This is a genomic window from Bradyrhizobium sp. BTAi1, assembly GCF_000015165.1.
GTDB classification, from domain to species: Bacteria; Pseudomonadota; Alphaproteobacteria; order Rhizobiales; family Xanthobacteraceae; genus Bradyrhizobium; species Bradyrhizobium denitrificans.
The window spans coordinates 1,926,730-1,951,850 of the sequence record NC_009485.1; the positions used below are offsets into that span (position 1 = coordinate 1,926,730).

27 protein-coding genes are annotated in these 25,121 nt (G+C 65.4%); 10 read left to right on the plus strand and 17 right to left on the minus strand.

Features of this window, described 5'->3' with window-relative positions; genetic code table 11:
• Positions 1-102 precede the first annotated feature (102 nt).
• Positions 103-819, minus strand: a complete 717-nt coding sequence (gene msrA, locus BBTA_RS08650) for a peptide-methionine (S)-S-oxide reductase MsrA (protein ID WP_012042089.1) — start codon at positions 817-819, stop codon at positions 103-105.
• A 552-nt stretch (positions 820-1,371) separates the two neighbouring features.
• Here msrA and BBTA_RS08655 point away from each other — a divergent pair.
• On the plus strand, positions 1,372-1,638 hold the full coding sequence (locus tag BBTA_RS08655) for a hypothetical protein (protein ID WP_012042090.1): 267 nt from the start codon (positions 1,372-1,374) through the stop codon (positions 1,636-1,638).
• A 60-nt stretch (positions 1,639-1,698) separates the two neighbouring features.
• On the opposite strand, the gene ppk2 is transcribed toward BBTA_RS08655, so the two are convergent.
• The 7 genes from ppk2 to napE form a co-directional block, all read right to left on the minus strand.
• The gene (gene ppk2, locus BBTA_RS08660) at positions 1,699-2,826 is read right to left on the minus strand and encodes a polyphosphate kinase 2 (RefSeq protein WP_012042091.1); all 1,128 of its coding nucleotides are present in this window, start codon (positions 2,824-2,826) and stop codon (positions 1,699-1,701) included.
• A gap of 147 nt (positions 2,827-2,973) precedes the next feature.
• Positions 2,974-4,083 (minus strand): ATP-dependent RecD-like DNA helicase, encoded by a 1,110-nt coding sequence (locus BBTA_RS08665; protein ID WP_012042092.1) that lies wholly within the window; start codon positions 4,081-4,083, stop codon positions 2,974-2,976.
• 237 nt (positions 4,084-4,320) lie between these two features.
• The gene (locus BBTA_RS08670; RefSeq protein ID WP_012042093.1) at positions 4,321-4,983 is read right to left on the minus strand and encodes a NapC/NirT family cytochrome c; all 663 of its coding nucleotides are present in this window, start codon (positions 4,981-4,983) and stop codon (positions 4,321-4,323) included.
• A complete protein-coding gene (locus BBTA_RS08675) occupies positions 4,980-5,432 on the minus strand; it encodes a nitrate reductase cytochrome c-type subunit (RefSeq protein WP_083780771.1) in 453 nt (150 codons plus the stop codon). Before BBTA_RS08675 ends, BBTA_RS08670 begins: the two co-directional genes overlap by 4 nt.
• Before the next feature lie 23 nt (positions 5,433-5,455).
• Positions 5,456-7,960, minus strand: a complete 2,505-nt coding sequence (gene napA / locus BBTA_RS08680) for a nitrate reductase catalytic subunit NapA (protein ID WP_012042095.1) — start codon at positions 7,958-7,960, stop codon at positions 5,456-5,458.
• Between the two features lie 15 nt (positions 7,961-7,975).
• Positions 7,976-8,296, minus strand: a complete 321-nt coding sequence (locus BBTA_RS08685) for a chaperone NapD (RefSeq protein ID WP_012042096.1) — start codon at positions 8,294-8,296, stop codon at positions 7,976-7,978.
• 17 nt (positions 8,297-8,313) lie between these two features.
• Positions 8,314-8,499 (minus strand): periplasmic nitrate reductase, NapE protein, encoded by a 186-nt coding sequence (gene napE, locus BBTA_RS08690; RefSeq protein ID WP_012042097.1) that lies wholly within the window; start codon positions 8,497-8,499, stop codon positions 8,314-8,316.
• A gap of 384 nt (positions 8,500-8,883) precedes the next feature.
• On the opposite strand from napE, the gene BBTA_RS08695 reads away from it, so the two are divergent.
• The 6 genes from BBTA_RS08695 (at position 8,884) to BBTA_RS40685 (ending at position 13,574) form a co-directional block, all read left to right on the plus strand.
• Positions 8,884-9,840: an aliphatic sulfonate ABC transporter substrate-binding protein gene (locus BBTA_RS08695; RefSeq protein ID WP_041750493.1), complete on the plus strand. Its 957-nt coding sequence runs from the start codon at positions 8,884-8,886 to the stop codon at positions 9,838-9,840.
• Positions 9,841-9,874: 34 nt separating this feature from the next.
• Positions 9,875-11,050: an FMNH2-dependent alkanesulfonate monooxygenase gene (ssuD, locus tag BBTA_RS08700; protein ID WP_012042099.1), complete on the plus strand. Its 1,176-nt coding sequence runs from the start codon at positions 9,875-9,877 to the stop codon at positions 11,048-11,050.
• The gene (locus BBTA_RS08705; protein ID WP_012042100.1) at positions 11,047-11,865 is read left to right on the plus strand and encodes an ABC transporter permease subunit; all 819 of its coding nucleotides are present in this window, start codon (positions 11,047-11,049) and stop codon (positions 11,863-11,865) included. The genes ssuD and BBTA_RS08705 overlap by 4 nt, the downstream gene beginning before the upstream one ends.
• Positions 11,866-11,874: 9 nt before the next feature.
• Positions 11,875-12,741 (plus strand): ATP-binding cassette domain-containing protein, encoded by an 867-nt coding sequence (locus tag BBTA_RS08710; protein WP_012042101.1) that lies wholly within the window; start codon positions 11,875-11,877, stop codon positions 12,739-12,741.
• A gap of 14 nt (positions 12,742-12,755) precedes the next feature.
• Positions 12,756-13,337 (plus strand): flavin reductase family protein, encoded by a 582-nt coding sequence (locus tag BBTA_RS08715; RefSeq protein ID WP_041750494.1) that lies wholly within the window; start codon positions 12,756-12,758, stop codon positions 13,335-13,337.
• Positions 13,338-13,418: 81 nt separating this feature from the next.
• Positions 13,419-13,574 carry a hypothetical protein gene (locus BBTA_RS40685; protein WP_012042103.1) on the plus strand — a complete coding sequence of 52 codons (156 nt, stop codon included), beginning with the start codon at positions 13,419-13,421 and terminating at the stop codon, positions 13,572-13,574.
• A gap of 24 nt (positions 13,575-13,598) precedes the next feature.
• Here the strand turns inward: BBTA_RS40685 and BBTA_RS08725 are convergent, their stop codons facing one another.
• The 9 genes from BBTA_RS08725 to BBTA_RS08765 all read right to left on the minus strand — a co-directional run bounded on the left by BBTA_RS08725 (position 13,599) and on the right by BBTA_RS08765 (position 22,381).
• Positions 13,599-13,991 (minus strand): hypothetical protein, encoded by a 393-nt coding sequence (locus BBTA_RS08725; protein WP_012042104.1) that lies wholly within the window; start codon positions 13,989-13,991, stop codon positions 13,599-13,601.
• A 40-nt stretch (positions 13,992-14,031) separates the two neighbouring features.
• Positions 14,032-15,411 carry a sigma-54-dependent Fis family transcriptional regulator gene (locus tag BBTA_RS08730; protein ID WP_012042105.1) on the minus strand — a complete coding sequence of 460 codons (1,380 nt, stop codon included), beginning with the start codon at positions 15,409-15,411 and terminating at the stop codon, positions 14,032-14,034.
• Between the two features lie 53 nt (positions 15,412-15,464).
• Complete coding sequence (gene fliN, locus BBTA_RS08735; RefSeq protein WP_012042106.1) at positions 15,465-15,812, minus strand: flagellar motor switch protein FliN; 348 nt, start codon at positions 15,810-15,812, stop codon at positions 15,465-15,467.
• Between the two features lie 30 nt (positions 15,813-15,842).
• On the minus strand, positions 15,843-16,460 hold the full coding sequence (locus tag BBTA_RS08740; protein ID WP_012042107.1) for a FliH/SctL family protein: 618 nt from the start codon (positions 16,458-16,460) through the stop codon (positions 15,843-15,845).
• The gene (fliG, locus tag BBTA_RS08745) at positions 16,460-17,548 is read right to left on the minus strand and encodes a flagellar motor switch protein FliG (RefSeq protein WP_012042108.1); all 1,089 of its coding nucleotides are present in this window, start codon (positions 17,546-17,548) and stop codon (positions 16,460-16,462) included. Before fliG ends, BBTA_RS08740 begins: the two co-directional genes overlap by 1 nt.
• Before the next feature lie 46 nt (positions 17,549-17,594).
• A complete protein-coding gene (gene fliF / locus BBTA_RS08750) occupies positions 17,595-19,202 on the minus strand; it encodes a flagellar basal-body MS-ring/collar protein FliF (protein WP_012042109.1) in 1,608 nt (535 codons plus the stop codon).
• 328 nt (positions 19,203-19,530) lie between these two features.
• Positions 19,531-19,806 (minus strand): DUF1153 domain-containing protein, encoded by a 276-nt coding sequence (locus tag BBTA_RS08755; RefSeq protein ID WP_002714638.1) that lies wholly within the window; start codon positions 19,804-19,806, stop codon positions 19,531-19,533.
• 271 nt (positions 19,807-20,077) lie between these two features.
• The gene (locus tag BBTA_RS08760) at positions 20,078-20,770 is read right to left on the minus strand and encodes a flagellar hook assembly protein FlgD (protein ID WP_012042110.1); all 693 of its coding nucleotides are present in this window, start codon (positions 20,768-20,770) and stop codon (positions 20,078-20,080) included.
• Positions 20,771-20,782: 12 nt separating this feature from the next.
• A complete protein-coding gene (locus BBTA_RS08765) occupies positions 20,783-22,381 on the minus strand; it encodes a flagellar hook-length control protein FliK (RefSeq protein ID WP_041750495.1) in 1,599 nt (532 codons plus the stop codon).
• Between the two features lie 358 nt (positions 22,382-22,739).
• On the opposite strand from BBTA_RS08765, the gene mnmA reads away from it, so the two are divergent.
• The 3 genes from mnmA (at position 22,740) to BBTA_RS08780 (ending at position 25,017) form a co-directional block, all read left to right on the plus strand.
• A complete protein-coding gene (gene mnmA / locus BBTA_RS08770; protein ID WP_012042112.1) occupies positions 22,740-23,933 on the plus strand; it encodes a tRNA 2-thiouridine(34) synthase MnmA in 1,194 nt (397 codons plus the stop codon).
• Between the two features lie 21 nt (positions 23,934-23,954).
• Positions 23,955-24,590, plus strand: coding sequence for a class I SAM-dependent methyltransferase (locus tag BBTA_RS08775; RefSeq protein WP_012042113.1), 636 nt, complete (start codon positions 23,955-23,957; stop codon positions 24,588-24,590).
• Positions 24,591-24,666: 76 nt separating this feature from the next.
• Positions 24,667-25,017, plus strand: a complete 351-nt coding sequence (locus tag BBTA_RS08780; RefSeq protein ID WP_041750496.1) for a hypothetical protein — start codon at positions 24,667-24,669, stop codon at positions 25,015-25,017.
• Positions 25,018-25,121: the final 104 nt, after the last annotated feature.

The following is a 25,121-nucleotide window of genomic DNA, read 5'->3' on the forward strand; positions in this document are numbered from 1 at the left end:
AGCTCCTTCGGCGGACCAGCCCAGTCCGCTCCTTTCGATGACATCTCGGCCGGCAGCATCGCCTCAAGCGATCGCCCGGCTCTTCATCGGCTCCGGTCACGCTCAGTTCGTCGCTTTCGCGTCGCTGACCAGCGTCGGCTTCTCGATATAGTTCTCCGCGAAGATCTTCTTCAGGTTCTCGATCTTCGGCAGGTCGTTATAGGCAATATAAGGCTGGCTCGGGTGCAGCGTCAGATAGTCCTGATGATAGGCTTCAGCCGGGTAGAACGCCTCGAGCTTACCCACCTTGGTCACGATCGGCTTGCCGAACACCTTGGCCTTCTCAAGCTGGGCGATATAGGCCTCGGCCACCTTCTTCTGCGCGTCTGACGTGGTGAAGATCGCCGAGCGATATTGCGGGCCGGTGTCAGGGCCCTGGCGGTTGAGCTGGGTCGGATCGTGCACGACGGAGAAGAAGATCTGCAGGATCTTCCCGTAGCTGATCGTCTTCGGGTCGAACTTGATCTGCACCGATTCCGCATGGCCCGTGGTGCCGCTCGAGACCGTTCGATAGTCGGCTGTGGCCTTGGTGCCGCCGGCATAGCCAGACACCGCGCTGACCACGCCGGCGGTGTGCTGATAGACGCCCTGGACACCCCAGAAACAGCCGCCGGCGACCACGGCGGTCTCCAGCCCGTCGCCGGCCGGTTGGTCCTGTGCCGGCGGCGGGATCACCACCGCCTCCTCGGCGGCGTGCAGCGGCTGCCACGCCAGGAGTCCGGCCGCTGCGATGGCGCCGAGCAGGGCGGTCTTGATGAAAAGGGAGCGGGTGAGGCGCATCTTGGATCCTCGTCTGGGTGACTTGTTTCATGTCGCCGGCCGGAACACTGGCCCGTCCCGGCCTCTGTCGCAAGATACGTCGGCGGTCTCTGGGCGTTACAGCGGCGGCCACACGACTGCGTGAACAAGCCGCCAGGGGCCTGCCGGTCCGCCTCGCCGACCGCGGAGCATGCGGCTGGCGAGGCCGGCCTCGCCCGAGGTACGACGTTCTTCGACCATTGATGTTCCTGCTGGCTCCGTCCGAGATCCGCCGCGACTATGTTCCGATCGGCCCTGCCGCTCCTGCGCGGACGTTATGCCGACCCGCTGGCGGCAAAGCAAAGCGACGCGCAAACCGTGGCGTTCAAGTCATGGTACACTTCGCTATCGATCGAATAATTGTCGCGCGGTCGTGATGCGTCCGGTGGACGATCGGCGTGGACGACCGATCCGATGCTCACCATATCCGGGCCAACAGCGATGAGGCGATCGCGCCTCTGACGGAAACGATCCTTCAAGAGAACCGGCCGAGTGAATCCGCGATCTCCCACCGCCAGAGATCGGAGACCCATCATGACATCTTGGAAAATGCTGACGGCAGCGCTGCTGCTGCCGACGATGGCGGCTGCCCCGGCATCGGCGCAGGGCTGGTTCTGGGGACAACAAGAGCCCGCGGCCTTTCAGGCGATGTATCCCAATCGCGACGTGCTCAATGGCGGCGCGCTGACGCCGGCCGGACGCATGGGGCTGGTGCGGACCCATGGCGCTGCGCCAGCCCATCCGCAACCCGCTCCCGCGCCGGGACGCTTCGGTCCGGCCGGCCTTGCGCATCGGCGCTGATGCGAGGAAGAGTGGCGAACCGCACGATGCGCGACGCGCGCTCGTGCGGGGAAGCTCGCCTCAGTTCGCGTGCTCCTCGCGCTCGTGGATGACGCTGGCGCGGCCGACGATGAGGTCATCGACATGGCCGATGCGCGACACGTCCTTGCCGGCATAGGGCAGAGAGTGCAGCACGCAGCGCATCGCGTTCAGCCGCGCGCGCTTCTTGTCGTCCGACTTGATCACGGTCCACGGACAGTCGGCCGTGTCGGTCGAGAAGAACATCGCCTCCTTGGCGCGGGTATAGTCGTCCCATTTGTCGAGCGAGGCGGTGTCGATCGGTGACAGCTTCCACTGCTTCAAGGGGTGCGCCTCGCGCTCCTTGAAGCGGCGGCGCTGCTCCTCGCGGCTGACCGAGAACCAGAACTTGATCAGGTGCATGCCGCTGCGCACGAGGTTGCGCTCGAACTCCGGCACCTGGCGGAGAAATTCGTCATATTCGGCCTGAGAGCAGAAGCCCATCACGCGCTCGACGCCGGCGCGGTTGTACCAGGAGCGATCGAACAGCACGATCTCGCCCGCTGTCGGCAGGTGTTCGACATAGCGTTGAAAGTACCATTGGCCGCGCTCGACGTCGCTCGGCTTGTCCAGCGCCACGACGCGGGCGCCGCGCGGGTTGAGGTGTTCCATGAAGCGCTTGATGGTACCGCCCTTGCCGGCGGCGTCGCGGCCCTCGAACAAGAGTACCAGGCGCTGCCGCGCATCCTTCATCCAGTTCTGCAGCTTGAGCAGCTCGGTCTGCAGGATGAATTTCTGCTCCTCATAGTCCTTGCGATACATGCGGTATTTGTAAGGATAGCCGCCCTGTCGCCAATTGTCGGCGAGTTCGTCGGAGGTGTGGCGCTTGTCGCGTTTCGTCTCCCGGCCGTCGATCAGCGCCTTCATCAGCTTGGCATCATCGGGCGCGGCGCCGTCGAGCATGGCCCTCACCGGAGCGCTGTTCGCGTCGAGCCTCGGCGGTCCATTCAGCACGCTCTCGAAGGCCGACAGCTCGGTGATCTGCGCCGCCTGCATCGATTCATCGATCAGCGACTGGGCGATCGGATCGAGCGGAGCTGCGGATTGCCGTCGCGCGACGTTGGCCTTCGCGCTCGCGCGCTTGGTGCGTGACCCATTCGAGGCCGTGTCTTTCGTGGTCTTCCTTGCCATGCGATTGCGCCCCGCCTGCTGTTGCCGTGCAGAGATGTGAATCGATTTTTATCTGCCAAGCGTGCTGCGGCAGGTTGACCTGGATCAACTGGTCGCAGCTTGAGGCTGTGCGAGGCAGTGCGATACCGCCATCTCTCGATGCGAAGGTTAAACAACGATGGATAGGCGCTTCGCGGCGCGGGTGATGCCGGTGTAGAGCCAGCGCGCGCGGGCTTCCTGGAAGGCGAAGCTCTCGTCGAACAGCACGACGTCGTCCCATTGCGAGCCCTGCGACTTGTGCACGGTCAGCACGTAACCGTAGTCGAACTCATCATAGGGCTTGCGCTGGTCCCATGGGATGTCCTCGATACCGCCAGCGAAGCATTCGCCGCGCACCGAGACCTTGGTCACCTTGCGTCCGAGATCTTCATCGGGCGCGACGCGCATCGTGACGATCTTGGACTTGGAGGTGGCGCGCGACTTCACCCGCCACAGGCCGCCATTGAACAGGCCCTTCTTGCGGTTGTTGCGCAGGCAGACCAGCTTGTCGCCGGCCACGGGGAGCGCGTCCTCGATGTCGAGGCGCTGCCGGAACCGGTTGTTGTAGGCGCGGCGCGTGGCGTTGCGGCCGACCAGCACCTGGTCGGCCTCCATGACGCGGGACGGATCGAGTTCACGACGCTCGACCACCTCGCTCTCGCCATAACGACCGATGTCGAGCGTGTTGCCTTCGCGCACGTCCATCGACATCCGCACGATCGGATCGTCCTTGGCCTGGCGATGCACCTCGGTCAGCATCACGTCCGGCTCGCTCTCGGTGAAGAAGCCGCCGCCCTGCACCGGCGGCAGCTGCGCGGGATCGCCGAGCACCAGGAGCGGACAGTCGAACGACAACAGGTCGCGGCCGAGATCGGCGTCGACCATCGAGCATTCGTCGATGATGATCAGCTTGGCCTTGGACGCCGGCGCGTCGTCCCACAATTCGAAGTTCGGCTGCTCCTCGCCGCTCTCGCGGGCGCGATAGATCAGTGAGTGGATGGTGGAGGCGTCGTCGCAACCCTTGTTGCGCATCACCAGCGCCGCCTTACCGGTGAAGGCCGCGAACTTGACCTCGCCATCGACGCCCTCGGCGATGTGGCGGGCGAGCGTGGTCTTGCCGGTTCCGGCATAGCCGAACAGCCGAAACACCTGCGGCGTGCCATTCTGGCCGGGCTTCGCCTTCAGCCAGTCCGAAACGGCTTTGAGGGCGGAATCCTGGTGGGGGGAGAAGGTGGTCATGGCTCACGGGGAAGGAGCCGCAGGGCGACTCGGGACATTCTGTGAACCTAAGGGCTGCGGGCGGGAGATCAAGCGCTCGATGCGCATGGGTCCGAGCCTCCCCCGCGTGCGGGTGGGGGAATGCTCCGGCGGGACTGCCCGTGTGGCGCCCCCACCCCAGCCCTCCCCCGCAGGCGGGGGAGGGGGCGCAGGGGGCTCGCGGCGATTGCTACGGCTCGATTCAGAAGGAAGGTGAGCCTACTGCCAGCCCGGCACGCCCCTCATGTCCGGCAGATGATGCGCGATGCCCTTGTGGCAGTCGATGCAGGTCTTTTCACCGGTGAAGAGGAAGCGCTGGTGGGCTTCGACGGCGCGCGGCGACTGTTTGGTGATGTCCATCGACTGCGCGCTGTGGCAGTTGCGGCACTCCAGGGAATCATTGGCCTTGAAGCGCGCCCATTCGTGCAGCGCCAGCTCGAGCCTTCGGTCGGTGAACTTCTCGCGGGTGTCGATCGAGCCGAACAGATGGCCCCAGACCTCCTTGGACGCCTGCATCTTGCGCGCGATCTTGTCGGTCCAGTTGTGCGGCACGTGGCAGTCCGGGCACGATGCGCGCACGCCGGAGCGGTTCGAGAAGTGCACGGTCGTCTTCAACTCGGCGAACACGTTGTCCTTCATCTCGTGGCAGCCGGTGCAGAACTTCTCGGTGTTGGTGATCTCCAGCGCGGTGTTGAAGCCGCCCCAGAAGATCACGCCGGCGACGAAGCCGGCGAGTACCAGCACGCCGAGACCGAAGATCGAACTCGGCTTGAGCAGCACGTCGATCAGGTCGAGCACGAACTGCCAGGCGCGACGGACGAGGCCGAGCCGTTTTTCGGGGGTCGGCGCTCCCGTCCCCTGCGGGATGTCGGCGCTGCTCATCGTTTGCCACCCGGCTTGTCGTGCGACAGCACCGTGTCGATGTCGACGAAGTCGTTGCTGACGGGCGGATTGGCCATACTCTGCGGCACGTGGCATTGGGTGCAGAAGTAGCGGCGCGGCGACACCGAGGCCAGGAACTGTCCGTCACGATCCATGAAATGGGTGATCGAGAGCATCGGCGCCTTGGACTCTGCGGTACGGGCGCGGGCATGGCAGGACAGGCATTTGTTGCCCTGCATGTCGACCTGGTAGCCGTCGATGGAATGCGGGATCACCGGCGGCTGCTCAGGATAATTGCGCACCTCCTTCTCGGCGGTGTTCTTCATCGGCTGCATCGGCGGCGCCGGGCCCTCGTCATTGAGCGCAGCAGGGCCGCGCAGGGAGGAGGAGACGCTCTGGGCGAGCAGGGTGCTCGAGCCGGCCGCGAGGCTGGCCGCGAGCAGCATCATTGCAAGTTTCTTGATCATGGTCGTCACACCCGCTCGATGCGCACCGCGCATTTCTTGTAGTCGGTCTGCAGCGAGATCGGATCGGTGGCGTCGAGCGTCACCTTGTTGATCAGCTTCGACTCGTCGAACCACGGCACGAAGACGAGGCCGCGCGGCGGCTTGTCGCGGCCGCGTGTCTCGACGCGGGCGCGGATGAAGCCGCGCCGCGAGGCGACCTTGACCTCGTCGCCACGCCTTAAGTTTGCTTCCTGCGCGTCGTCCGGATGCATGAAGCAGACGGCTTCGGGGAACGCCTTGTAGAGCTCGGGCACGCGGCGGGTCATCGTGCCGGAATGCCAGTGCTCGACCACGCGTCCCGTGGACAGCCAGAACGGATAATCCTTGTCGGGCGATTCCGCCGGCGGCTCGTAGGGCAGGGCGAAGATGCGCGCCTTGCCGTCGGGGAAGCCGTAGAACTGCACGCCGGTGCCGGCCTTGACGTAAGGGTCCGAACCCTCGCGGAAGCGCCAGCGCGTTTCCTTGCCGTCGACGACCGGCCAGCGCAGGCCGCGCTCCTTGTGATAGGCCTCGAACGGCGCGAGGTCGTGGCCATGGCCGCGGCCGAACGCGGCGTATTCCTCGAACAGGCCCTTGTGGACGTAGAAGCCGAACGCCTTGGACTCGTCGTTGGCATAGCCCGCCTCGATCTGGTCGAGCGGGAATTTGTCGACCTGGCCATTCTTGTAGAGCACGTCGAACAGCGTCTTGCCGCGGACATCCGGCTTCTTCGCGATCAGCTCCTCGGGCCAGACCTCCTCGATCTTGAAGCGCTTCGAGAACTCCATCAGCTGCCAGAGATCCGAGCGCGCCTCGCCCGGCGCCGACACCAGCTGGTGCCAGAACTGCGTGCGCCGCTCGGCATTGCCATAGGCGCCTTCCTTCTCGACCCACATCGCGGTCGGCAGGATCAGATCGGCGGCGAGCGCGGTGACGGAGGGATAGGCGTCGGAAACGACGATGAAATTGTCGGGATTGCGGAAGCCGGGATAGGTCTCCTCGTTGGCGTTGGGGCCGGCCTGGAGATTGTTGTTGACCTGCACCCAATAGGCGTTGAGCAGACCGTCCTTCAGCATCCGGCTCTGCAGCACCGCGTGATAGCCGGGCTTGTCCGGGATCGTGCCCTCCGGCAGCTGCCAGATGTGCTCCGCCTTGGTACGGTGCTCCTTGTTGGTGACGACCATGTCGGCGGGCAGGCGGTGCGAGAAGGTGCCGACCTCGCGCGCGGTGCCGCAGGCCGAGGGCTGGCCGGTCAGCGAGAACGGGCTGTTGCCGGCCTCGGCGATCTTTCCGGTCAGGAGATGGATGTTGTAGACGAGGTTGTTGCACCAGACGCCGCGGGTGTGCTGGTTGAAGCCCATGGTCCAGAACGAGACCACCTTGGTCTTGGGATCAGCATAGAGCTCGGCCAGCGCCTCGAGCCGGTTCAACGGCACGCCGGACATCTCGGCGGCCTTCTCCAGCGTGTAGTCCGAGACAAACTTGGCGTATTCGTCGAAGCTGATGTCGGTGGCGTCGTTGGCCTTGGCGGCACCCGTCGCCTTCTTCTGCAGCGGGTGCTCGGGCCGCAGGCCGTAGCCGATGTCGGTCTGGCCCTTCTTGAACACGGTATGCGCCTGGACGAAGTCCTTGTTGACGCGGCCGGTCTTGATGATGTGGTTGGCGATCGCGTTGAGCAAATAGAGATCGGTCTGCGGCTTGAACACCATGCCGATATCGGCGAGGTCGAACGAACGGTGCTCGAAGGTCGAGAGCACGGCGACCTTGACATGCGGCGCCGACAGCCGGCGGTCGGTGACGCGGGTCCACAGGATCGGATGCATCTCCGCCATGTTGGAGCCCCACAGCACGAACGCATCGGCGGCCTCGATGTCGTCGTAGCAGCCGGCCGGCTCATCGATACCGAAGGTGCGCATCATGCCGGCCACGGCCGAGGCCATGCAGTGCCGCGCATTGGGGTCGATGTTGTTGGTGCGGAAGCCGGCCTTGAACAGCTTCGAGGCCGCATAGCCCTCCCAGATCGTCCATTGTCCCGAGCCGAACATGCCGACGCCGGAGGGGCCGCGCTTCTTGAGCGCATCCTTGAACTTCAGCGCCATGATGTCGAACGCCTCGTCCCAGGAGACGGGCGTGAACTCGCCATTCTTGTCGTACTTGCCGTTGGTCTTGCGCAGCATCGGATGCGTCAGGCGATCATGCCCGTACATGATCTTGGACAGGAAGTAGCCCTTGACGCAGTTGAGGCCGCGATTGACCTCGGCCTTGATGTCGCCATGGGTGGCGACCACGCGGTTGTCCTTGGTCGCGACCATCACGCTGCAGCCGGTGCCGCAGAAGCGGCAGGCGGCCTTGTCCCATTTGAGTTCGCTGGCCTCCCGCTCGGTAACGAGGTTGGCCGCGAGCGAGGTGCTGGGCATGCCGGCGGCGGCTGCCGCGATAGCGGCGGCCTCCAGCTTCAGCATCTGGCGACGATCGATCTTCATGTCGGTCATGGCGGTCTCGGTTGATTAGCCGGCGTCGATGGCGTGAAAGACGAGGCAGGCGGAATGCACGCAGGGAATTGCGGAGATCGTGGTCATGGTGGCGCCGAGCGCACCGGCGTTCGGGGCATCGACGACGACGATCAGCTTGCCGCGCGCGTCGCGGCCGTGGATCTCGCAGCCGGCGAGCGCGAGGATCTCGGCGGCGACGCGGTCGAGCTGGTCGGGGCGGGTCTGCACGATGATCGAGGCGATCTCGCCCGAGGGCGGCGCGACCACGGGCTCGGCGGTGAGCACGCGGCCGGTGATCAGCGCGCGACGGTCGAGGGGAGTGCGGCGTGAGAGCATGAGAGCCGTCCTTGCGTTCAATGCGCTGCCGGCGGTCCGGGAGGACCTGCCATCATCTGGTACACCCACACCGTCAGCCCGTAGGAGCCGACGGTGGCGACCGCAAGCGCGGGCATCAGCACGGCGGTGAGGAAGAGGAAGGCAAAAATTTCCATGCGTCTGCGACGCGCACGCGCGTTCGCATCGCTGCCAACGAGCGACATGAGAGAATTCTCTGCTAGGGGATGGGGAGTTTGCGGCATCCGGGCCGCGCCTGTTTGCACGCTAGCGGAACCCTGGGGAACTTGCGTTGACGTGGATCAAGGCATGGAACTCCGGACCTGCCTGTCCTACCGCCACATCGGATTCGCCGATCGCTCCCTTCGATCTTGGTTGATGGCGCGTGAAGATGCGTGATTGCGTCGCAGCCCCCTGAGAAATTCTCGCTGCTTTTCGCGGGCTATTTGAAACAAACCCTGCTTCCGACCGCGCGCGCATAGGACCGGCATCGCTATTTTTCCGGGGTGCTCGACACCAGTTTTGCCCGCGACCATCATTGTTTCTCGCGCTGCATCAACGTGGATGCGCAGTCATGGTCGGAGAGGTCAATGAAGCGTCGTGATTTTCTGAAACTGTCGTTGGCATCGACCGCGGTGATCGCTTGCGCGACGCCGCTGCGCGCCGAGGACAGGCCGAAGGAGATCCGCATCGGCACCCAGAAGGGCGGCTTCTTCCCGGCGGTGCGGGCGCGCGGCACCATCGAGAATGCCTTCAAGGCTGACGGCATCAACGTCGTCTGGGTCGACTTCCAGTTCGGGCCGCCGCTGCTCGAAGCCATCAATGTCGGCAGCGTCGATTTCGGCTATGTCGGCGATGCGCCGCCGATCTTCGCCCAGGCCGCCAACGCCAAGATCCGCTATGCCGCGGCCGTCAAGCAGAACGGCAGCAGCCAGGCGATCATCGTGCCCAAGGATTCGCCGATCAAGACGCTGGCCGATCTCAAGGGCAAGCGTGTCGCCTTCGGCAAGGGCTCCAGTGCGCACAATCTGCTGGTGGCCGCGCTCGAGAAGGCGGGGCTTGCCTGGAGCGACATCATCCCCGCGCCGCTGGCGCCGGCGGATGCCACTGCGGCCTTCGTCAAGGGCTCGGTCGACGCCTGGTCGATCTGGGATCCGTATCTGGCGCTGGCCGAGCTGAAGGAGAATGCGCGCGCCATCGTGTTCGACAAGGACGTGCATAAGCCGAACTCGTTCTACATCGTCGGCAGCGACTTCGTCGAAAAATATCCCGCCATCGTCGCCAGGCTCAACGCGGCCTTCGCCGCCGAGGGCGTGTGGGCCAACAGCCATCACGAGGACGTGGCGAAGGCGCAGGCGGAAGCGACCGGCGTCGACATCGAGGCCGTGCGCCGCTTCGTCGACCGCTCGATCTACAGCGTCGTGCCACTCGACGACGACATCATCAAGAGCCAGCAGGCGGTCGCCGATCGTTTCGCCCGCGTCGGCCTCATTCCCAAGCAAGTCAACGTCGCCGACATCGTCTGGAAGTGGACGCCGTCCACCTGACGCCTGATCGCGGCCTCCATCGAAAGAGAATGGCATGAGTAACGCTTCGAAGCCGAATGTGCTGTGGTTCCTGCCGACCCATGGGGACGGCCGCTATCTCGGCACCTCAGAAGGCGGCCGCGAGGTCAATTTCAACTATCTGCGCCAGATCGCGCAGGCCGCCGACCAGCTCGGCTATTACGGCGTGCTGATCCCGACGGGGCGCAGCTGCGAGGATTCCTGGATCGTCGCCTCGGCGGTGGCGCCGTTCACCGAGAAGCTGCGCTATCTCGTGGCGGTGCGGCCGGGCCTGCAGTCGCCGGGCGTGGCGGCGCGGATGACCGCGACGCTCGACCGCGTCAGCAACGGGCGCCTGCTCGTCAACGTCGTCACCGGCGGCGACCCGGTCGAGAACAAGGGCGACGGCATTTTCCTGTCGCATGAGGAGCGCTACGAGGTCACCCGCGAATTCCTCACCGTCTACAACGCGCTGCTCGAGGGCGAGGCGGTCAATTTCTCCGGCAAGCACATCAAGGTCGAGGACGGCCGGCTGCTGTTTCCGCCGGTGCAGTCGCCGCGGCCGCCGCTGTTCTTCGGCGGCTCGTCGGACGCCGGCATCGATGTCGCCGTCGACACCGTGGAGAAGTATCTCACCTGGGGCGAGCCGCCGGCCGATGTCGCCGCCAAGATCGCGAAGGTCAGGGCCGTCGCCGACAAGCGTGGCCGCAAGCTGTCCTTTGGCATCCGCCTGCACGTGATCGTGCGTGAGACCAACGAAGAGGCTTGGGCTGCGGCTGACGACCTCATCAAGTACGTCACCGACGAGACCATCGCCTCGGCGCAGAAGATCTTCGCGCGCATGGACTCGGTCGGCCAGCAGCGCATGTCACAGCTGCATGGTGGCCGGCGCGACAAGCTCGAGATCAGCCCGAATCTGTGGGCCGGTGTCGGCCTCGTGCGCGGCGGCGCCGGCACGGCGCTGGTCGGCGATCCCGACACGGTGGCGGCGCGCATCCGCGAATATCAGGATCTCGGCATCGACACCTTCATCCTCTCCGGCTACCCGCATCTCGAAGAAGCCTATCGCTTCGCCGAGCTGGTATTCCCGAAGCTCGGGCTGAACGTGACGGAGCAGGGCGGCAACGTGACCAAGCTCCGGGCCAATACCGGGCCGTTCGGCGAGACCATTGCCAACGAGCATCGTCCTCTGCAGCGGGCGTCGCAATCATGAGCCTGATCGAAAGCCTTCCCAAGGTCGGCAACAAGGTCCGTCAGCTCACGGTGCCGAAGGCGGATGGATTACTGCCTTGGCTGGTGCCGCTCGCGATCATCCTGATCTGGCAGGCGGCCTCGGTCGCCGGCCTCGTCTCGCCGCGCGTGCTGCCGGCGCCGAGCGACGTCGCCCGCGCCGGCTGGAAGCTGTTGTGGTCGGGCGAGCTCGGCCGCAATATCTGGGTCAGTTTCTGGCGCGCCTCGATCGGCTTCCTGATCGGCGGCGGCATTGGTTTCGCCTTTGGACTCGCCAACGGCCTGTCGCAGCTCTCTGCGAAGCTCACCGACACCACCTTGCAGATGGTGCGCAACGTACCGCATCTGGCGCTGATCCCGCTGGTCATTCTCTGGTTCGGCATCGACGAGAGCGCGAAATTGTTTCTCGTGGCACTCGGCGTGTTCTTCCCGGTCTATCTCAACACGCTGCACGGGATTCGCACCGTCGATCCGCAACTCATTGAAATGGGCCGGGTCTACGGCATGACCGACAGCGAGCTGTTCCGCCGCGTCATCTTCCCCGGCGCGCTGCCGTCGATCTTTGTCGGCCTGCGCTTCGCGCTCGGCATCATGTGGCTCACCTTGATTGTCGCCGAGACGATCGCGGCGTCCTCGGGGCTCGGCTACATGGCGATGCAGGCGCGCGAGTTCATGCAGATCGACGTCGTCGTGCTCTCCATCCTGATCTACGCCCTGCTGGGCAAGGTCGCTGACAGCGCCTCGCGCGCGCTGGAGCGGCTGACTCTGTCCTGGCATCCGGCCTTCAGCAAGCATTGAGGTCTGTAAATGCAGCAAGCGCTCCGAATCCCCGTGTCCGGCGTCGAGGCGATCGACAGCAGCGATGCGCTCGCGCATGCTGGGACTTTCCGCCCCGCGAAGAAGTCCAGCGTGACCCCGCAGCCCGCCAAATCCGAGACTCGCGGCCTGCCGCTGGTGATCCGCGACCTCCGCAAATCGTTTGGCGACAATGAGGTGCTGCGCGGCATCGATCTGGAGATCCCGGCCGGGCAATTCGTCGCCATCGTCGGCCAGAGTGGCTGCGGCAAAAGCACGCTGCTGCGGCTGATCGCGGGACTCGACAAGCCGACGTCGGGCACGATCAGCTTTGGCGACGCGGCTGCGCGTCCCGAGGACGTGCGGGTCATGTTCCAGGAGCCGCGGCTGTTGCCTTGGGCGCGGGTGCTCGCCAATGTCGAGGTCGGTCTCGGCCGCGACCGCAAGGCCGAGGGCGCGCATGACCGTGCGCGACAGGCGCTGGAGGAAGTCGGCCTTGCCGACAAGCGCGAGCAATGGCCGGCGGTGCTGTCGGGCGGCCAGAAGCAGCGCGTCGCGCTGGCACGCGCGCTGGTCAGCGGACCGCGCTTGCTGGCCTTCGACGAGCCGCTCGGCGCGCTCGATGCGCTGACACGCATCGCGATGCAGCGGCTGCTGGAGCGGGTCTGGGCCGACCAAACCTTTACCGCAATCCTGGTCACCCATGACGTCTCCGAAGCCGTCGCCCTGGCAGATCGCGTGCTGGTGATCGAGGAAGGCCGGATTGCCGAGGACATCACGGTCGATTTGGCGCGGCCGCGCCAGCGCGGCTCTGCCGAGCTTGCCGCTCTGGAAGGCTCGATTCTGGGCCAGTTGCTTGGACCGGGCGGGGCAGGGTAGGAAAGATCAACGCAATGAACTCCATCGTCCGCCTCATGCCCGACGCCACGGCGCTTCAGCCCGACTTCCGTTCTGCGATGCGCCAGCTCGTCGGGGGCGTGAGCGTCATTACCGTTGGTCGCGGCGACGAGATCACCGGCATGACCGTGAGCTCGCTGTCCTCATTGTCGGTCGATCCTCCTTCCGTGATCGTCAGCCTTAATCGCAATGCGTCGTCTTGGCCGATCCTGCAGCGCGAGCGCGTTTTCGGCGCCAATCTGTTGGCCGCGGACCAGATCGACGTGGCCGAGCGGTTTGCTGGAAAAGGCGGGCTGAAGGGGGCCGAGCGCTTTGCCGGCGCCGAATGGCGCAGGCATGTGACGGGCGTTCCGCTGCTGGCTGGCGCACTCGCCGCGCTCGATTGCGAGGTGGAGGAGATCATCGAGCGGCATTCCCACGGTATCGTGATCGGCCGGGTGGTGCATGTCGAGGTCGCGCCGCAAGCGGCTGCCCTGGCATATTGGCATGGCGGCTATGTGCCGGTGGACCGTGAGGACGACTTGGCCAGGTTGGCGGCGCTGAGCGTGCCCGATCCAAGGCTCCCGCCCAAACGGTGAGATCAACGCCGACAGGGTGGCATCTGGACCTCCGACCCCGTAGAACCGCCCGGGCCTGCGGCGTTGTGGACGGCGGAACGGATGAAACGGATCGGAACCTGGGCGCTCTACCTGGTCGGCACGGTCGCGATCCTCTATCTCGCGCTCTATGCCTATGCGGTGCTCACGCAGCGTGAGTTCACGCCCGGCGATCCGATCCACATCTTCCGCAATCCCGAGGCGCCGAACTATTCGTAACGTCGGATTGCATCGCTGGGTGCGTCACCGGGACGGCTTGCGAATCCAGGGCTCGGAGGATTGCTCACAGTCCTGGAGCTGCATCCAGTCCTTCGTCAGAAACTGCACGCGGCAACGCCGCCACACCTTGCTCTGCCCCTTGCCATCCGCCGAGGTCTCGACGTCGGACAGCGACAGGATCGGCGGCCGCCAGCGATAACGCCACACGCCGTCCCAGCCGTCACACCCGTCGCGGCCGCAGGCGAAATTGAACGAGGCCATCCGGCCACGCGTGCGGAAGCACCAACTGCGCGAGCCCCATTCCTCGCCTTGTTGCGGCTTGACCAGAGGCGCATGGGAGGCCTGCTCCCAGCATCCCATGAGCACGTCGCGGGAGGCGGCATCGGCTGTCGAAAACGCAGACGGCGCGCCCAGCATGAGCGCGCCGCCGAGAACGAGGTCATAAATCCGCGCGATCTTATGCCGGGCTCGGCATGCGCGGCGTATCGCCGGTGCCCGGCGCCGGAATCGGCACGCCGCCATCGGCATATTCGTTGAGCTTGTTGCGCAACGTGCGGATCGAGATGCCCAGAATGTTGGCCGCATGTGTCCGGTTGCCCAGGCAGTGCTTCAAGGTTTCCAGGATCAGGTCGCGCTCGACGTCGGCGACTGTGCGACCGACGAGCGCGCGCGTGACCTGCTCGGCGGCCATCGTAGCATGGGCGACGGCGGGCTGCGTCTTGCCGATGTCCAAGCGGGCGCCGTCGGGCGTCAGGATCGCGTCCGGCCCGATCTCGTCGCCCTGCGCCATCAGCACCGCGCGGTGCAGCGTGTTCTCCAGCTCGCGCACATTGCCCGGCCAGCGGTTGGTGGTGAGGACGCGCTTGGCTTCCGCCGAGATCGGCCGCAGCGGCACGGCATTGGCCTCCGAATATTTGCGGGCAAAGTGCTGCGCCAGTTCGAGGATGTCGGCGGGACGCTCACGCAAGGGCGGGATCTTCAGGTTCACGACGTTGAGCCGGAACAGCAGATCCTCGCGGAACGTGCCTTCGCGCACGGCGTCCGCAAGGTTGCGGTTGGAGGTTGCGATGATGCGAATGTCGACCGGCACCGGGCGGGTGCCGCCGACGCGGTCGATCACGCGCTCCTGGATCGCGCGCAGCAGCTTGGATTGCAGCCGCACATCCATTTCCGAGATTTCGTCGAGCAGCAGGGTGCCGCCATTGGCCTCCTCGAACTTGCCGACGCGGCGCGCAACCGCGCCGGTGAAGGCGCCTTTCTCGTGGCCGAACAGCTCGGATTCCAGGAGATGCTCGGGGATCGCAGCGCAATTGATCGAGATGAACGAGCGTTTGGCGCGCAGCGAACGGCTGTGGACATAGCGCGCCAGCACCTCCTTGCCGGTGCCGGATTCACCGGTGATCATCACCGAGGCGTCGGAGCCGGCAATCTGTTGCGCCAGCTTGATGACCTTGGCCATGGCCTCGTCGCGGTAGACGAGGTCGCGGGAGTCGTTGGCCACGGCGGCCAGCACGGCCGCGATCAGCTCGGGATCCGGCGGCAGCGGAATGTATTCCTTGGCGCCGGCATGGATGGCGGCGACCGCGGCGCGGGCGTCGCTGGTGATGCCGCAGGCCACGATCGGCACATGAATGTGCTCGGCGTCGAGCCGCATCACCAGGTCGCGAATGTCGAGCGCAACGTCGACCAGCAGGAGATCCGCGCCCTTGCCGCCGCGCAGCACCCGCATCGCCTGTTCATTGTCCTCGGCATGGGTGACGGTGGCGCCGTTCTCCATGGCGATCTTGGTGGCCGCAGTGAGCTGGCCTTTCAGCGTTCCGACGATCAGAAGCCGCATGTTGATCTCCTATTCGACCGCGCTGCTCTCGACGGGCGCGCGTGGGTTTCCTGTCAGTTCCGGTCGGATTTGATGATTTCCGTCATCGTCACGCCGAGCTTGTCTTCGACCAGCACCACCTCGCCGCGTGCCACGAGACGGTTGTTGACATAGATGTCGATGGCTTCGCCGACCTTGCGGTCGAGTTCCAGGACGGTGCCGGGTCCGAGCTTCAGCAACTCGCCGACATCCATCTTGGAGCGGCCGAGCACGGCCGAGACCTGCACCGGCACGTCGAACACCGCCTCGAGGTCGGCGGCGATGCGCGAGGCATGCTCTTCCTCGTTGTAACCGACGTCGTCGCTCAAAGGCGGCGCATCTGCCGAATTGAGGTCGGGAAGCGGGATCTCGTTGTCGCTCATGACTTAAACTCCCTCGGCCACTGCCATGGCCTAGTTCTTCTTGGACGCCATATAGCGTCCGACCAGTTCGTTGATCTTGGCGTCGATCGCCGCGCGCTCCAGCACGACGCCGCCATCGGCCCATTCGATGCGGCAATCGCCAGTCTCGATCTCCGGCTCGGCGAGGATGACGAGACGCCCCTCGAAGCCGCTCTGCTTGGCCAGCTTTTCGATCTTGTCGTGCGCAGCCTCGTACAGCGAGTCGTTGATGCGCAGCACCAGATGCGGCGTGGACACCAGATGCGCGAAACAGTCGCGAACGAGGCCCGTGATTTCGCCGAGCGGCTCGGCCGCGACCAGCGCCGCGCATAGTTTGCGGGCGACGGCGACCGCGACATCCACGGCCTCGGTCTCCATGCGCGTTTCGATGCCGGCATAGCGCGCGGCGATGCCCTGCAGATGGATATTGATCTGCTCCAGTGCGGCGGCGACCCGGCGGTCGGCCTCCACCTTGGCCTCGCGTTGGGCCGCCTCGTAGCCGTTGCGATAGGCGGCGGCTTCGGCGGCGGCCACCTTCTGCGCGATCTCCGCGGCCGTCGTCGCCCGCTCGCGCGTCTTCTCGGGCGCGGAGAAGTCGGTGTCGAACAGGAACTTCGCGGGTTGGGCCATCAATACACCAGTTCGTCGTCGGCGCGGTTCTTGCTGAGCATGATCTCGCCCTTGGCGGCGAGGTCCTTGGCGAGATTGACGAGCAGGGCCTGGGCTTCGTCGACATCACGCAGCCGCACCGGGCCCATCGCGGCCATGTCGTCCTGCAGCATCTTGGCTGCACGCGACGACATGTTGCCGAAGAAGAAGTTGCGCACCTCCTCGTTGGCGCTCTTCAGCGCCACGCCCAGCTTGTCCTTGTCGACGTTGCGCAGCAGCGTCTGGGCCGAGGCGGAATCGAGCTTGATCAGGTCGTCGAAGGTGAACATCAGCGCCTTGATGCGCTCGGCCGATTCGCGGTTCTCTTCTTCCAGCGAGGTGATGAATCGGGTCTCGGTCTGGCGGTCGAAATTGTTGAAGATCTCGGCCATGACCTCATGGGCGTCGCGACGGCGGGTCTGCGACAGGTTCGACATGAACTCGACCCGCAGCGTCTGCTCGACCCGCTCGATGACCTCCTTCTGCACCGCCTCCATGCGCAACATGCGGCCGATGACGTCGAGCGCCATGTCCTCGGGGAGGATTGCGAGCACACGGGCGGCATGCTCGGGCTTGAGCTTCGACAACACCACGGCGATGGTCTGCGGGTATTCGTTCTTGAGGTAGTTGGCGAGAACCTCTTCCTGGACGTTGGAGAGCTTCTCCCACATGTTGCGTCCGGCGGGGCCGCGGATCTCGTCCATGATGCCGTTGACGCGCTCCGGCGGCAGATATTGCTGCAGCAGCCGCTCGGTGGCGTCGAAATTGCCCATCAGCGCGCCCGATGCCGACATCCGCGACACGAATTCGAGCATCAGGTCTTCGACCACGTCGGCCTCGACGGTGCCGAGGGTCGACATCGCGAGCGACAATTCGCGCACCTCGTCGTCGTCGAGCTGCTGCCAGATCTTGCCGCCATACTGCTCGCCGAGCGCGAGCATCATCACGGCGGCGCGCCGCGGTCCGCTCAAGGGTTCGGTCTTCTCGCGCTGCGCCTGCCGGCTCGCAAGCGTCGCGATGACGGTGGAGATGTCGTTGGCGTTTGCGTTCTGCGTTTGCGGGAGCGACATGACAATCTACGTTCGGTTCAGTTGCTGCGGTTCAAACAAAAGCGGGTCATTGCTGCTGCGGCTCGGCGAGCCACTGGCGGATGATGGCGGCGGCTTCGCCCGGATTGCGGTCGGCCAGTTCGCCCACCCGGTGCACCGACTGGGCGTGGACCTGTCCTTGGACCTGAGCGACGTCGATCAGGGTTGCGGTCTGCTGGGCGTGGGCCTGCGCCTGAGCGGTCTCGTCGGTGAGGGCGGGGACTGCGCTCTTCAGGGCTGCCGCGACCTCGTCGGAGGCGATGATCTTCTTCACCAGCGGCCGGACCACCATGAACACTACGACAATGCCGAGCAGCATCATCACGGCGAGCTCGATGACGTACATGACGTCATCCTTGGTGAATTGGAGCATTCCGAGGAAGCCGCTGGGCTCGTTGATCTGCGGGACCGTCGGTGCATCGGCGAATTTCAGGTTGACCACCTCGACCTGATCGCCGCGCTTCTGGTCGAAGCCGATGGCGGAGCGGACCAGAGCCGCAATGCGATCGAGCTCCTCCTTGCTGCGCTCCTTGTAGACCAGCTCGCCCTTCTCGTTCTTGGAGTAGGCGCCATCGACCAGGACCGCGACCGAGATTCGGTTCACACGGCCGGCTTCGGTCACTTCGGTCTTGGTGGTCCGGGAAATCTCATAATTGTTGGTCTCTTCGGTCTTCTTGCTCTGATCGCGCGGCGGCTGTTGCTGCTGCTGGTTCTGCTGGTTGCCCGGCAGCTCGTTGTTGACCGTGACCTGGCCGTTGCTTTCCGAACTGGCCGACTGCTCTTCACGGGTCTGGCTCGACCGGAGCACGCGGCCTTCCGGATCGTAGCGATCGGAGGTCTGAGTGATGCGGTTGAAGTCGAAATCGGCGGAGAGCTGGACGCGGGCACGGCCGGCGCCGACCACCGAGGAGACGATGTCCTCGACCTGCTTGCGCATCCGCTTTTCGAACGTGTTGCGGCGCTCGTCGCCGACCTGCTGGTCGATGTCGGTCTGGGTGCCGTCGGCGAGCAATTGTCCGGCTTCGTCGACGATCGAGACACGCTGCGGCTTCAGGCCGTTGACCGCTGAGGCGACGAGGTGGCGAATGGCGCGGATCTGAGCGGCATCGAGGGCGCCGCGCACGCGGACCACGATCGAGGCCGACGGCTCCGGCGTCTCGCGCGAGAACAGCGGCCGCTCGGGCAGAACGAGGTGGACGCGGGCCGCCTGGATGCGGTCGATGGCGCGGATGGTGCGGGCGAGCTCGCCTTCCAGCGCGCGCAGATGGTTGATGTTCTGGACGAAGCTCGTGGTGCCCAGCGCGTCCGATTTGTCGAAGATCTCGTAACCGACGCCGCCGCCCTTGGGCAGGCCGCCTTCGGCGAGCTTCATCCGCAGCCGCGTCACCTTGTCCTTCGGGACCAGGATCACGCTGCCTTCATTGCGGATCTCGAACGGAATGCCCTGCCGCTCCAGATCCTTGATGATGCTGGAGGAGTCGTCCATGCCGAGGTCGGTGAACAGGGTCGTCATCTGGGGCGCCGTCACCCGCATGATGACGAAGCCGAAGAAGCCGATCAAAGCGGCAGTGACCGCGATCATGGCGGTGAGCCGCGCGGCGCCCAAACCCTTCAGGAAGTCCAAGAGACCTTGCAAGCAACTGCCCCATAATTCGGCATTCGACGGGTGGCAGCAGGAAGGTGATTTGAGCTTCGCAGGCCTTTAAGGCCGGTTGCAGAATTCGCGAAATTCAACCCGTAACCTTCGCCGACACCCGCATTCCAGGTGGCGATCCGATTCAGCCGCGGCCCCGTACGGACAGGTCGCGGAGGTTGAATCGAACCACTGGGCAATTATTGCCTATGGGAAGGTTTCGATATGGTTAACGGTGGTTAAAGGGTCCTAACAAAGTGTAGACATGGCAAAAATCGGCTTGGCGGGACCAAGCCGATTTTCGAAGACATCGCGCCGCGTTTGAAACGCTTTATTGGCGATATTGCTGAATTCGGGTGGTGCGCAAGCCGGCGAGACCGTGCTGGTCGATCGAGAACTGCCACGACAGGAATTCGTCGACGGTCAGGGTGTAGCGGCTGCACGCTTCTTCGAGGGACAGCAATCCGCCGCGAACGGCGGCGACGACTTCAGCCTTGCGGCGAATGACCCACCTCTTGGTGCCTGGGGCAGGCAAATCCGCGATGGTGAGCGGGCTGCCGTCAGGCCCGATGACGTATTTCACCCTCGGGCGATGGGGTTCTGTCATGGCGTACTCACAAACTCTTAACCACTGAACTCACGGTAAGACCCTACGCCGCCTCGCTTAAAATTTGCCTAAGCAAAGGGCGTGAATACGGCCCTGGCCGCAAATGCCGGCGCTCCCGGCGCCTGACGGCTCCGGGAGCGGGAATAGGGTAAATGATTGGTTAAGAATTTCCGGCGGTTACGCCGATATATTGCCGCCGTGGCTGAGCTTGAGGTTGAAGCTCAGCTGCAACCGTATCCGCTGTCTTAAGAGCGGGGGGCGGCGCCAACGGTCAGTTAACGATCCGCTGGATCTGGCTCACGGTGTAGGTCTGGCCGCCGATCGAGAGCAAGGGCGGTTGTTGCGTCAGGTCGACCGAGGAGACGGTCCCCTCGATTTGGGTCGACACCGCCACCGGATTGCCGGAGCTGTCCTTGGCGGTCACGGTGAGCTTGTATTTTCCATCCGGCCATTGGGTGCCGTCGCTGCCCTGGCCGTTCCAGTTGTAGGCCTGGTTATCGCCCGCCTTTGCGTTGTAGGTGCCACTGAAGACGGTCTGACCGACGCTGTTGGTGATCGTCGCGGTCATGGTGCAGTCCTTGGGGATGCTGAGGTCCCAGCTGGCCTTGCCACTCGCCAGGTTGGTCGTCGAGCCGTTGACGACCGCCGTCTTGCCGACGAAGGCCAGCGCCTGGGTGGCCTGGGTCGTCTGCTGCATGGAGATCAAAGAGCCCAGCTGGTCGTTGGTCTTGAGCTGCTGCTCCACGCCCGCGAACTGAACGAGCTGCTGCGTGAACTGGTTGGTGTCCAGCGGATCAAGCGGGTTCTGGTTCTGCAGCTGCGTCGTCAGCAGCGTCAGGAAGGTCTGGAAGTTGCCCGCGATGGTCGAGCCAGCCTTCGAGCTCAGGCTGCTGCCGTTCGATGTGGACGAGGTGGTCGTCCCCGAAACTGGCGGGCTTGACGTGATTGCGTCACCGATTGCCATGGAAGCCTCCTGTTAAACGCGGATATCGACGCCGCCCTGCGCGCTGAACATGCGTCCATAGGACCGTCCGGCCAGCTGGGCTGGAACCGTTTCGTCCTCGGTCACGATCAGGCGTTGCGCGTTGCCGTTCTGCTGGTTGTCGCCGCCGTTCTGGCCGGACGAATTCTGGTCGCGGAGCGAGAATTGCAGCCCGCTATTGTTGCTCTTGAGGCCGGCGTCCTGCAGCGCCTGCTGCAGTTGCGGCGCGGTCTGCTGCAGCATCGCGAGCGTCTCCGGCTTCTCGACCCGCAGATGCGAGGTGACCTGACCGTTACGATCGACGTCGATGCGCACATCAATGCGTCCGAGTTCGGCGGGGTCCAGTCGGATCTCGAAGCGGCTCTTGCCATTCAGCGCGGACGCGGCGATCTCGACCGCGAGCCCATGCAGCGGCACGGCTGTAGCCGTGGCGGCCGTCGCGGTCAGATTGGCTGACGTGATCTGGCCTGACTGTGAGGTCGGAGTCGTGAGCTGCGGCTGCAACGCGGTCGCCAGCTGCGCCGTCGGATCGGAAGCCGGGGCGTTCGCCTGATTGGCCGCTTGCGCACCATTCCGATCGTGTCCGGACGGCGGCTGGGTATTGCCGCTGGCCTTGCCGGTGTCGTCTGATGGGACCGTTTCCGGCTTCGCTCCGACCGCGGGCTGTTGCGTCAGGCCGTGAGTCGGTTGCTGAGCCCCCTGGACAGGGCCGTTGCCTTGCTCGGTGACCTTCCCGGCGTCGCCGTTCACGAGGCCGGTCTTGGTTTGCGCAGCCGGCTTGCCGGTTGTCTTGGCGTCGCCGGCCGCCGATGCATCGAGGGCGGCGGTGAAGCTCTGGTCCGCGGAGGCCGCCGCGTCGCCGGAGGGCGTCGTGGCCGGGCCGGAGCCCGCGGTCGCCGCGGTGGTGTTCTCGGACGTCTTGGTCGCACCGGCCGACTTGGCTGCGGCGGCTGCGAGTCCGGCGGTGGCATCGACCGCACCCTGCGGACCGACGCCGCTCGGACCAGCCGGCACAGAGGCCGCCGGCGTGGTGGAAGACCCGTCATTGTTCGTCGCAGCCGCGCCGCTGACGACGTTAGTCAAGATGATCTCGGACGGAAGCGCAACGGCGACCGGAGTCGGCGCTGCAGTCGCCTGAGCGCTGGCGGTTGCGTCGGCCGCCTTGGTCGTATCCGCCGTAGCCGGGTCGCCGTCCTTCTTGTCGGCTTTGTCGGTGGATTTGCCGTCGGTGGCGTCAGCCGTGCCAGTTGTGGCGCTCTTGTCGCTGACGGGGTCGGATGTCTGATCGGATGACGATTTGTCGCTGCGGTCGGGACGCGACGAGCTGCCGTCGCTCTTGTCAGGGGACTTCGCCTGGGCCGCGCGGTCGGAGTCGGTGCGTGCAGACTCGCGGCTCGGGCTGGACGCGCTGCTGCGCGGCGCTGGAGACGACGACCCGCCGGGCAGGGGAGATGTGGACGTGTCCGGCGCGGCCGCGGCCTCGACCAGCGCGGCGAAGCTGTCGGACGGCTGCGAGGCGTCCGAGCGGGACGTCTTGGCAACGGCGGTCCTGACGGTCGTACTGGCCGGGATGTCTGACGGAACGCTGAACACCTTGGAACCTCTCGCAATGAAACTCGACAAGCCAGTTCAGCAAGGAGTGGGCCAAACTGAGAGGGTTAAAAAAATACAATATATACAATGGTTTGCTGCGGCGCTCGGCAGGGCAGGCGGCAGCCGGGGCCCCGTCATTTCTGCCCGGCCGGCAAGATTTGCCGCCGATACTTGGAGCCAGCGCGATTGCTTCGCAGGAAGCGCCCCTATATTAAAAGACCATGGCTCCCGCGCCGTGTCCGATCAGCCTACCTCGTTCGGAGATCGCCGGGAGCCAGCCATCCGCAAAGACGGCGCATGCGAGGCGTTCCCGCGCCGGGAACACGTCGCCTGACGCCGCGATCGCAGTGACCTGACCATGCTCAACAGTCTCGATCTCGAAGGCCGTCCCGAAGACACCAGGGTCGTCGTCGCCATGTCCGGCGGCGTGGACTCGTCGGTCACGGCTGCGCTGTTGAAGTCGGAAGGCTACGACGTCGTCGGCATCACCTTGCAGCTCTATGATCATGGCGCGGCGACCCACCGCAAGGGCGCCTGCTGCGCCGGCCAGGACATTCACGACGCGCGCAACGTCGCCGAGCGGCTCGGCATCCCGCATTATGTGCTGGACTATGAGGACCGCTTCCGGGAGTCGGTGATCGACAATTTTGCCGCCAGCTATGCCTCTGGCGAGACCCCTGTGCCGTGCATCGAGTGCAATCGCGCGATCAAGTTCGGCGACCTGCTGAAGACCGCGCGCGAGCTCGGTGCCTCGGTGCTCGCCACCGGCCATTATGTCGCCTCGCGCCGGCTGGCGGATGGATCGCGCGCTCTCGTGTGCGCGGCCGATGCCGATCGCGACCAGAGCTATTTCCTGTTTGCGACCACACGTGAGCAGCTCGACTATCTGCGCTTTCCGCTCGGTGACATGACCAAGCCGGAGGTGCGCGAACTGGCGCGCCGCTTCGGCCTGGAGGTCGCCGACAAGCACGACAGCCAGGACATCTGCTTCGTGCCGACCGGCCGCTACACCGACATCATCGGCAAGCTGCGGCCGAACGCGATGGAGCCCGGCGAGATCGTCGACCTCAATGGCCGGGTGCTCGGGGCGCATCAGGGCATCGCCAACTACACGATCGGCCAGCGCAAGGGGCTCGGCATCGCCGCCGGCGCACCGCTTTATGTCGTGAAGCTGGACGTCGCGACCCGCCGGGTCGTCGTCGGCCCGCGTGAGGCGCTGCGCACGCACCGCATCACGCTGCGCGAGGTCAACTGGATCGGCGACGGCGTGCTGGATGCCGCCGTGCGCGACGGCCTCGAGCTGTTCGTGCGGGTGCGCTCCACGCGGCCGCCGCAGCCGGCCTGGCTCCGCGGCGCCGATGGACAATACGAGGTCGAGCTCGTCGCCGGCGAGGAGGGCGTCTCGCCGGGGCAGGCCTGCGTGTTCTATGACGCCGCCTCTGGTCGTGCGCGTGTTCTTGGCGGCGGCTTCATTCAGAGCGCCGTTGCCGAGAGCCGCACCACCGCCGGTCTCGTCAGGCCGCAGCGCGTGGCCGAGCCGGTCCGCGGCTGATCAATCATTCAGGGCAGGGGCATGGGGGACATCGACCGCGCGGGGGTCGAAAAGGCCTATGAGCGCTGGGCGCCGATCTACGATCTGGTGTTCGGCAAGGTCTTCGATCAGGGACGCCAATCGACCATCGCGGAAGCCGACCGTATCGGCGGCCGCATCCTCGACGTGGGCGTCGGCACCGGCCTGTCGCTGTCGGACTATGCGCGCACCACCCGGATCTGCGGCGTCGACATTTCCGAGCCGATGCTCCGGCGCGCGCAGGCGCGGGTGCGCGAGCTGAAGCTCTTCAACGTCGAGACGCTCGCGGTCATGGACGCGAAGCATCTCGCTTTTCCGGACAATTTCTTCGATGCGGTTGTGGCGCAATATGTCATCACCGCAGTTCCGGATCCGGAAGCGACTCTCGATGATTTCATCCGCGTGCTGAAGCCGGGGGGCGAGCTGATCCTGGTCAATCACATCGGTGCCGAGAGCGGTCCGCGCCGAATTTTCGAGCTCGCCTTCGCGCCAATCGCGCGGCGGCTCGGCTGGCGGCCGGAGTTCCCCTGGGCGCGGCTGGCGAACTGGGCTGCGAAGCATGGCGGTGTGACGCTCGCGGAACGCCGGCCGATGCCGCCACTCGGGCATTTCTCGCTGATTCGTTATCGCAAGGGCTGATCGCCAGGGCGCGCAGTTCGGTTGATCGACCCGTCGTCACGCGGGAACGCTGCCGCGGGCTCGGCGTTGCTCCGCCATGAGCATCAGGCAATCCTTGTTCCTCTCTTTCGTGCTGGCGTCGGCCGCGTCTGCCGCCCACGCCCAGGCACCGCCGACACCGGCAACGCCGCCGCAGGCGACCGCGCCGGCCCCCAGGCAGAACGCGGCATGTGCGCCGAATGCGCGGGCTACGCCGACGCCCGACGGCATCACCACCGGCCGCGCTGGCGAACCGCTTGGCGAGAAGCTCGCCAAGACCAATGGTGTGTTGTGCCCGCCGAGCGGCGTCGATCCCGAGATGCATGCGCCGACGCCTGAAGGCGGCACCACGCCAGTGATTCCGCCGCCGGGCAGCCCCGGAGGCAATCCCAACGTGCAGCCGAAATGATCCTCGGGGAATGCGCGGATTCGACCGCGGCCGTGCGCTGCGCCCTGGGCGCCGGCTTCCAGCTCGGCCATCACCGGGAATGCGATGGCAAGGCCTTGAGCAGG

Excerpts from the sequence above, each read along its gene's own strand:
- msrA (WP_012042089.1), bottom strand. The coding sequence starts at position 819 with ATGCGCCTCACCCGCTCCCTTTTCATCAAGACCGCCCTGCTCGGCGCC.
- BBTA_RS08655 (WP_012042090.1), top strand. The coding sequence starts at position 1,372 with ATGACATCTTGGAAAATGCTGACGGCAGCGCTGCTGCTGCCGACGATG.
- ppk2 (WP_012042091.1), bottom strand. The coding sequence starts at position 2,826 with ATGGCAAGGAAGACCACGAAAGACACGGCCTCGAATGGGTCACGCACC.
- BBTA_RS08665 (WP_012042092.1), bottom strand. The coding sequence starts at position 4,083 with ATGACCACCTTCTCCCCCCACCAGGATTCCGCCCTCAAAGCCGTTTCG.
- BBTA_RS08670 (WP_012042093.1), bottom strand. The coding sequence starts at position 4,983 with ATGAGCAGCGCCGACATCCCGCAGGGGACGGGAGCGCCGACCCCCGAA.
- BBTA_RS08675 (WP_083780771.1), bottom strand. The coding sequence starts at position 5,432 with ATGATGCTGCTCGCGGCCAGCCTCGCGGCCGGCTCGAGCACCCTGCTC.
- napA (WP_012042095.1), bottom strand. The coding sequence starts at position 7,960 with ATGACCGACATGAAGATCGATCGTCGCCAGATGCTGAAGCTGGAGGCC.
- BBTA_RS08685 (WP_012042096.1), bottom strand. The coding sequence starts at position 8,296 with ATGCTCTCACGCCGCACTCCCCTCGACCGTCGCGCGCTGATCACCGGC.
- napE (WP_012042097.1), bottom strand. The coding sequence starts at position 8,499 with ATGTCGCTCGTTGGCAGCGATGCGAACGCGCGTGCGCGTCGCAGACGC.
- BBTA_RS08695 (WP_041750493.1), top strand. The coding sequence starts at position 8,884 with ATGAAGCGTCGTGATTTTCTGAAACTGTCGTTGGCATCGACCGCGGTG.
- ssuD (WP_012042099.1), top strand. The coding sequence starts at position 9,875 with ATGAGTAACGCTTCGAAGCCGAATGTGCTGTGGTTCCTGCCGACCCAT.
- BBTA_RS08705 (WP_012042100.1), top strand. The coding sequence starts at position 11,047 with ATGAGCCTGATCGAAAGCCTTCCCAAGGTCGGCAACAAGGTCCGTCAG.
- BBTA_RS08710 (WP_012042101.1), top strand. The coding sequence starts at position 11,875 with ATGCAGCAAGCGCTCCGAATCCCCGTGTCCGGCGTCGAGGCGATCGAC.
- BBTA_RS08715 (WP_041750494.1), top strand. The coding sequence starts at position 12,756 with ATGAACTCCATCGTCCGCCTCATGCCCGACGCCACGGCGCTTCAGCCC.
- BBTA_RS40685 (WP_012042103.1), top strand. The coding sequence starts at position 13,419 with ATGAAACGGATCGGAACCTGGGCGCTCTACCTGGTCGGCACGGTCGCG.
- BBTA_RS08725 (WP_012042104.1), bottom strand. The coding sequence starts at position 13,991 with ATGCTGGGCGCGCCGTCTGCGTTTTCGACAGCCGATGCCGCCTCCCGC.
- BBTA_RS08730 (WP_012042105.1), bottom strand. The coding sequence starts at position 15,411 with ATGCGGCTTCTGATCGTCGGAACGCTGAAAGGCCAGCTCACTGCGGCC.
- fliN (WP_012042106.1), bottom strand. The coding sequence starts at position 15,812 with ATGAGCGACAACGAGATCCCGCTTCCCGACCTCAATTCGGCAGATGCG.
- BBTA_RS08740 (WP_012042107.1), bottom strand. The coding sequence starts at position 16,460 with ATGGCCCAACCCGCGAAGTTCCTGTTCGACACCGACTTCTCCGCGCCC.
- fliG (WP_012042108.1), bottom strand. The coding sequence starts at position 17,548 with ATGTCGCTCCCGCAAACGCAGAACGCAAACGCCAACGACATCTCCACC.
- BBTA_RS08755 (WP_002714638.1), bottom strand. The coding sequence starts at position 19,806 with ATGACAGAACCCCATCGCCCGAGGGTGAAATACGTCATCGGGCCTGAC.
- BBTA_RS08760 (WP_012042110.1), bottom strand. The coding sequence starts at position 20,770 with ATGGCAATCGGTGACGCAATCACGTCAAGCCCGCCAGTTTCGGGGACG.
- mnmA (WP_012042112.1), top strand. The coding sequence starts at position 22,740 with ATGCTCAACAGTCTCGATCTCGAAGGCCGTCCCGAAGACACCAGGGTC.
- BBTA_RS08775 (WP_012042113.1), top strand. The coding sequence starts at position 23,955 with ATGGGGGACATCGACCGCGCGGGGGTCGAAAAGGCCTATGAGCGCTGG.
- BBTA_RS08780 (WP_041750496.1), top strand. The coding sequence starts at position 24,667 with ATGAGCATCAGGCAATCCTTGTTCCTCTCTTTCGTGCTGGCGTCGGCC.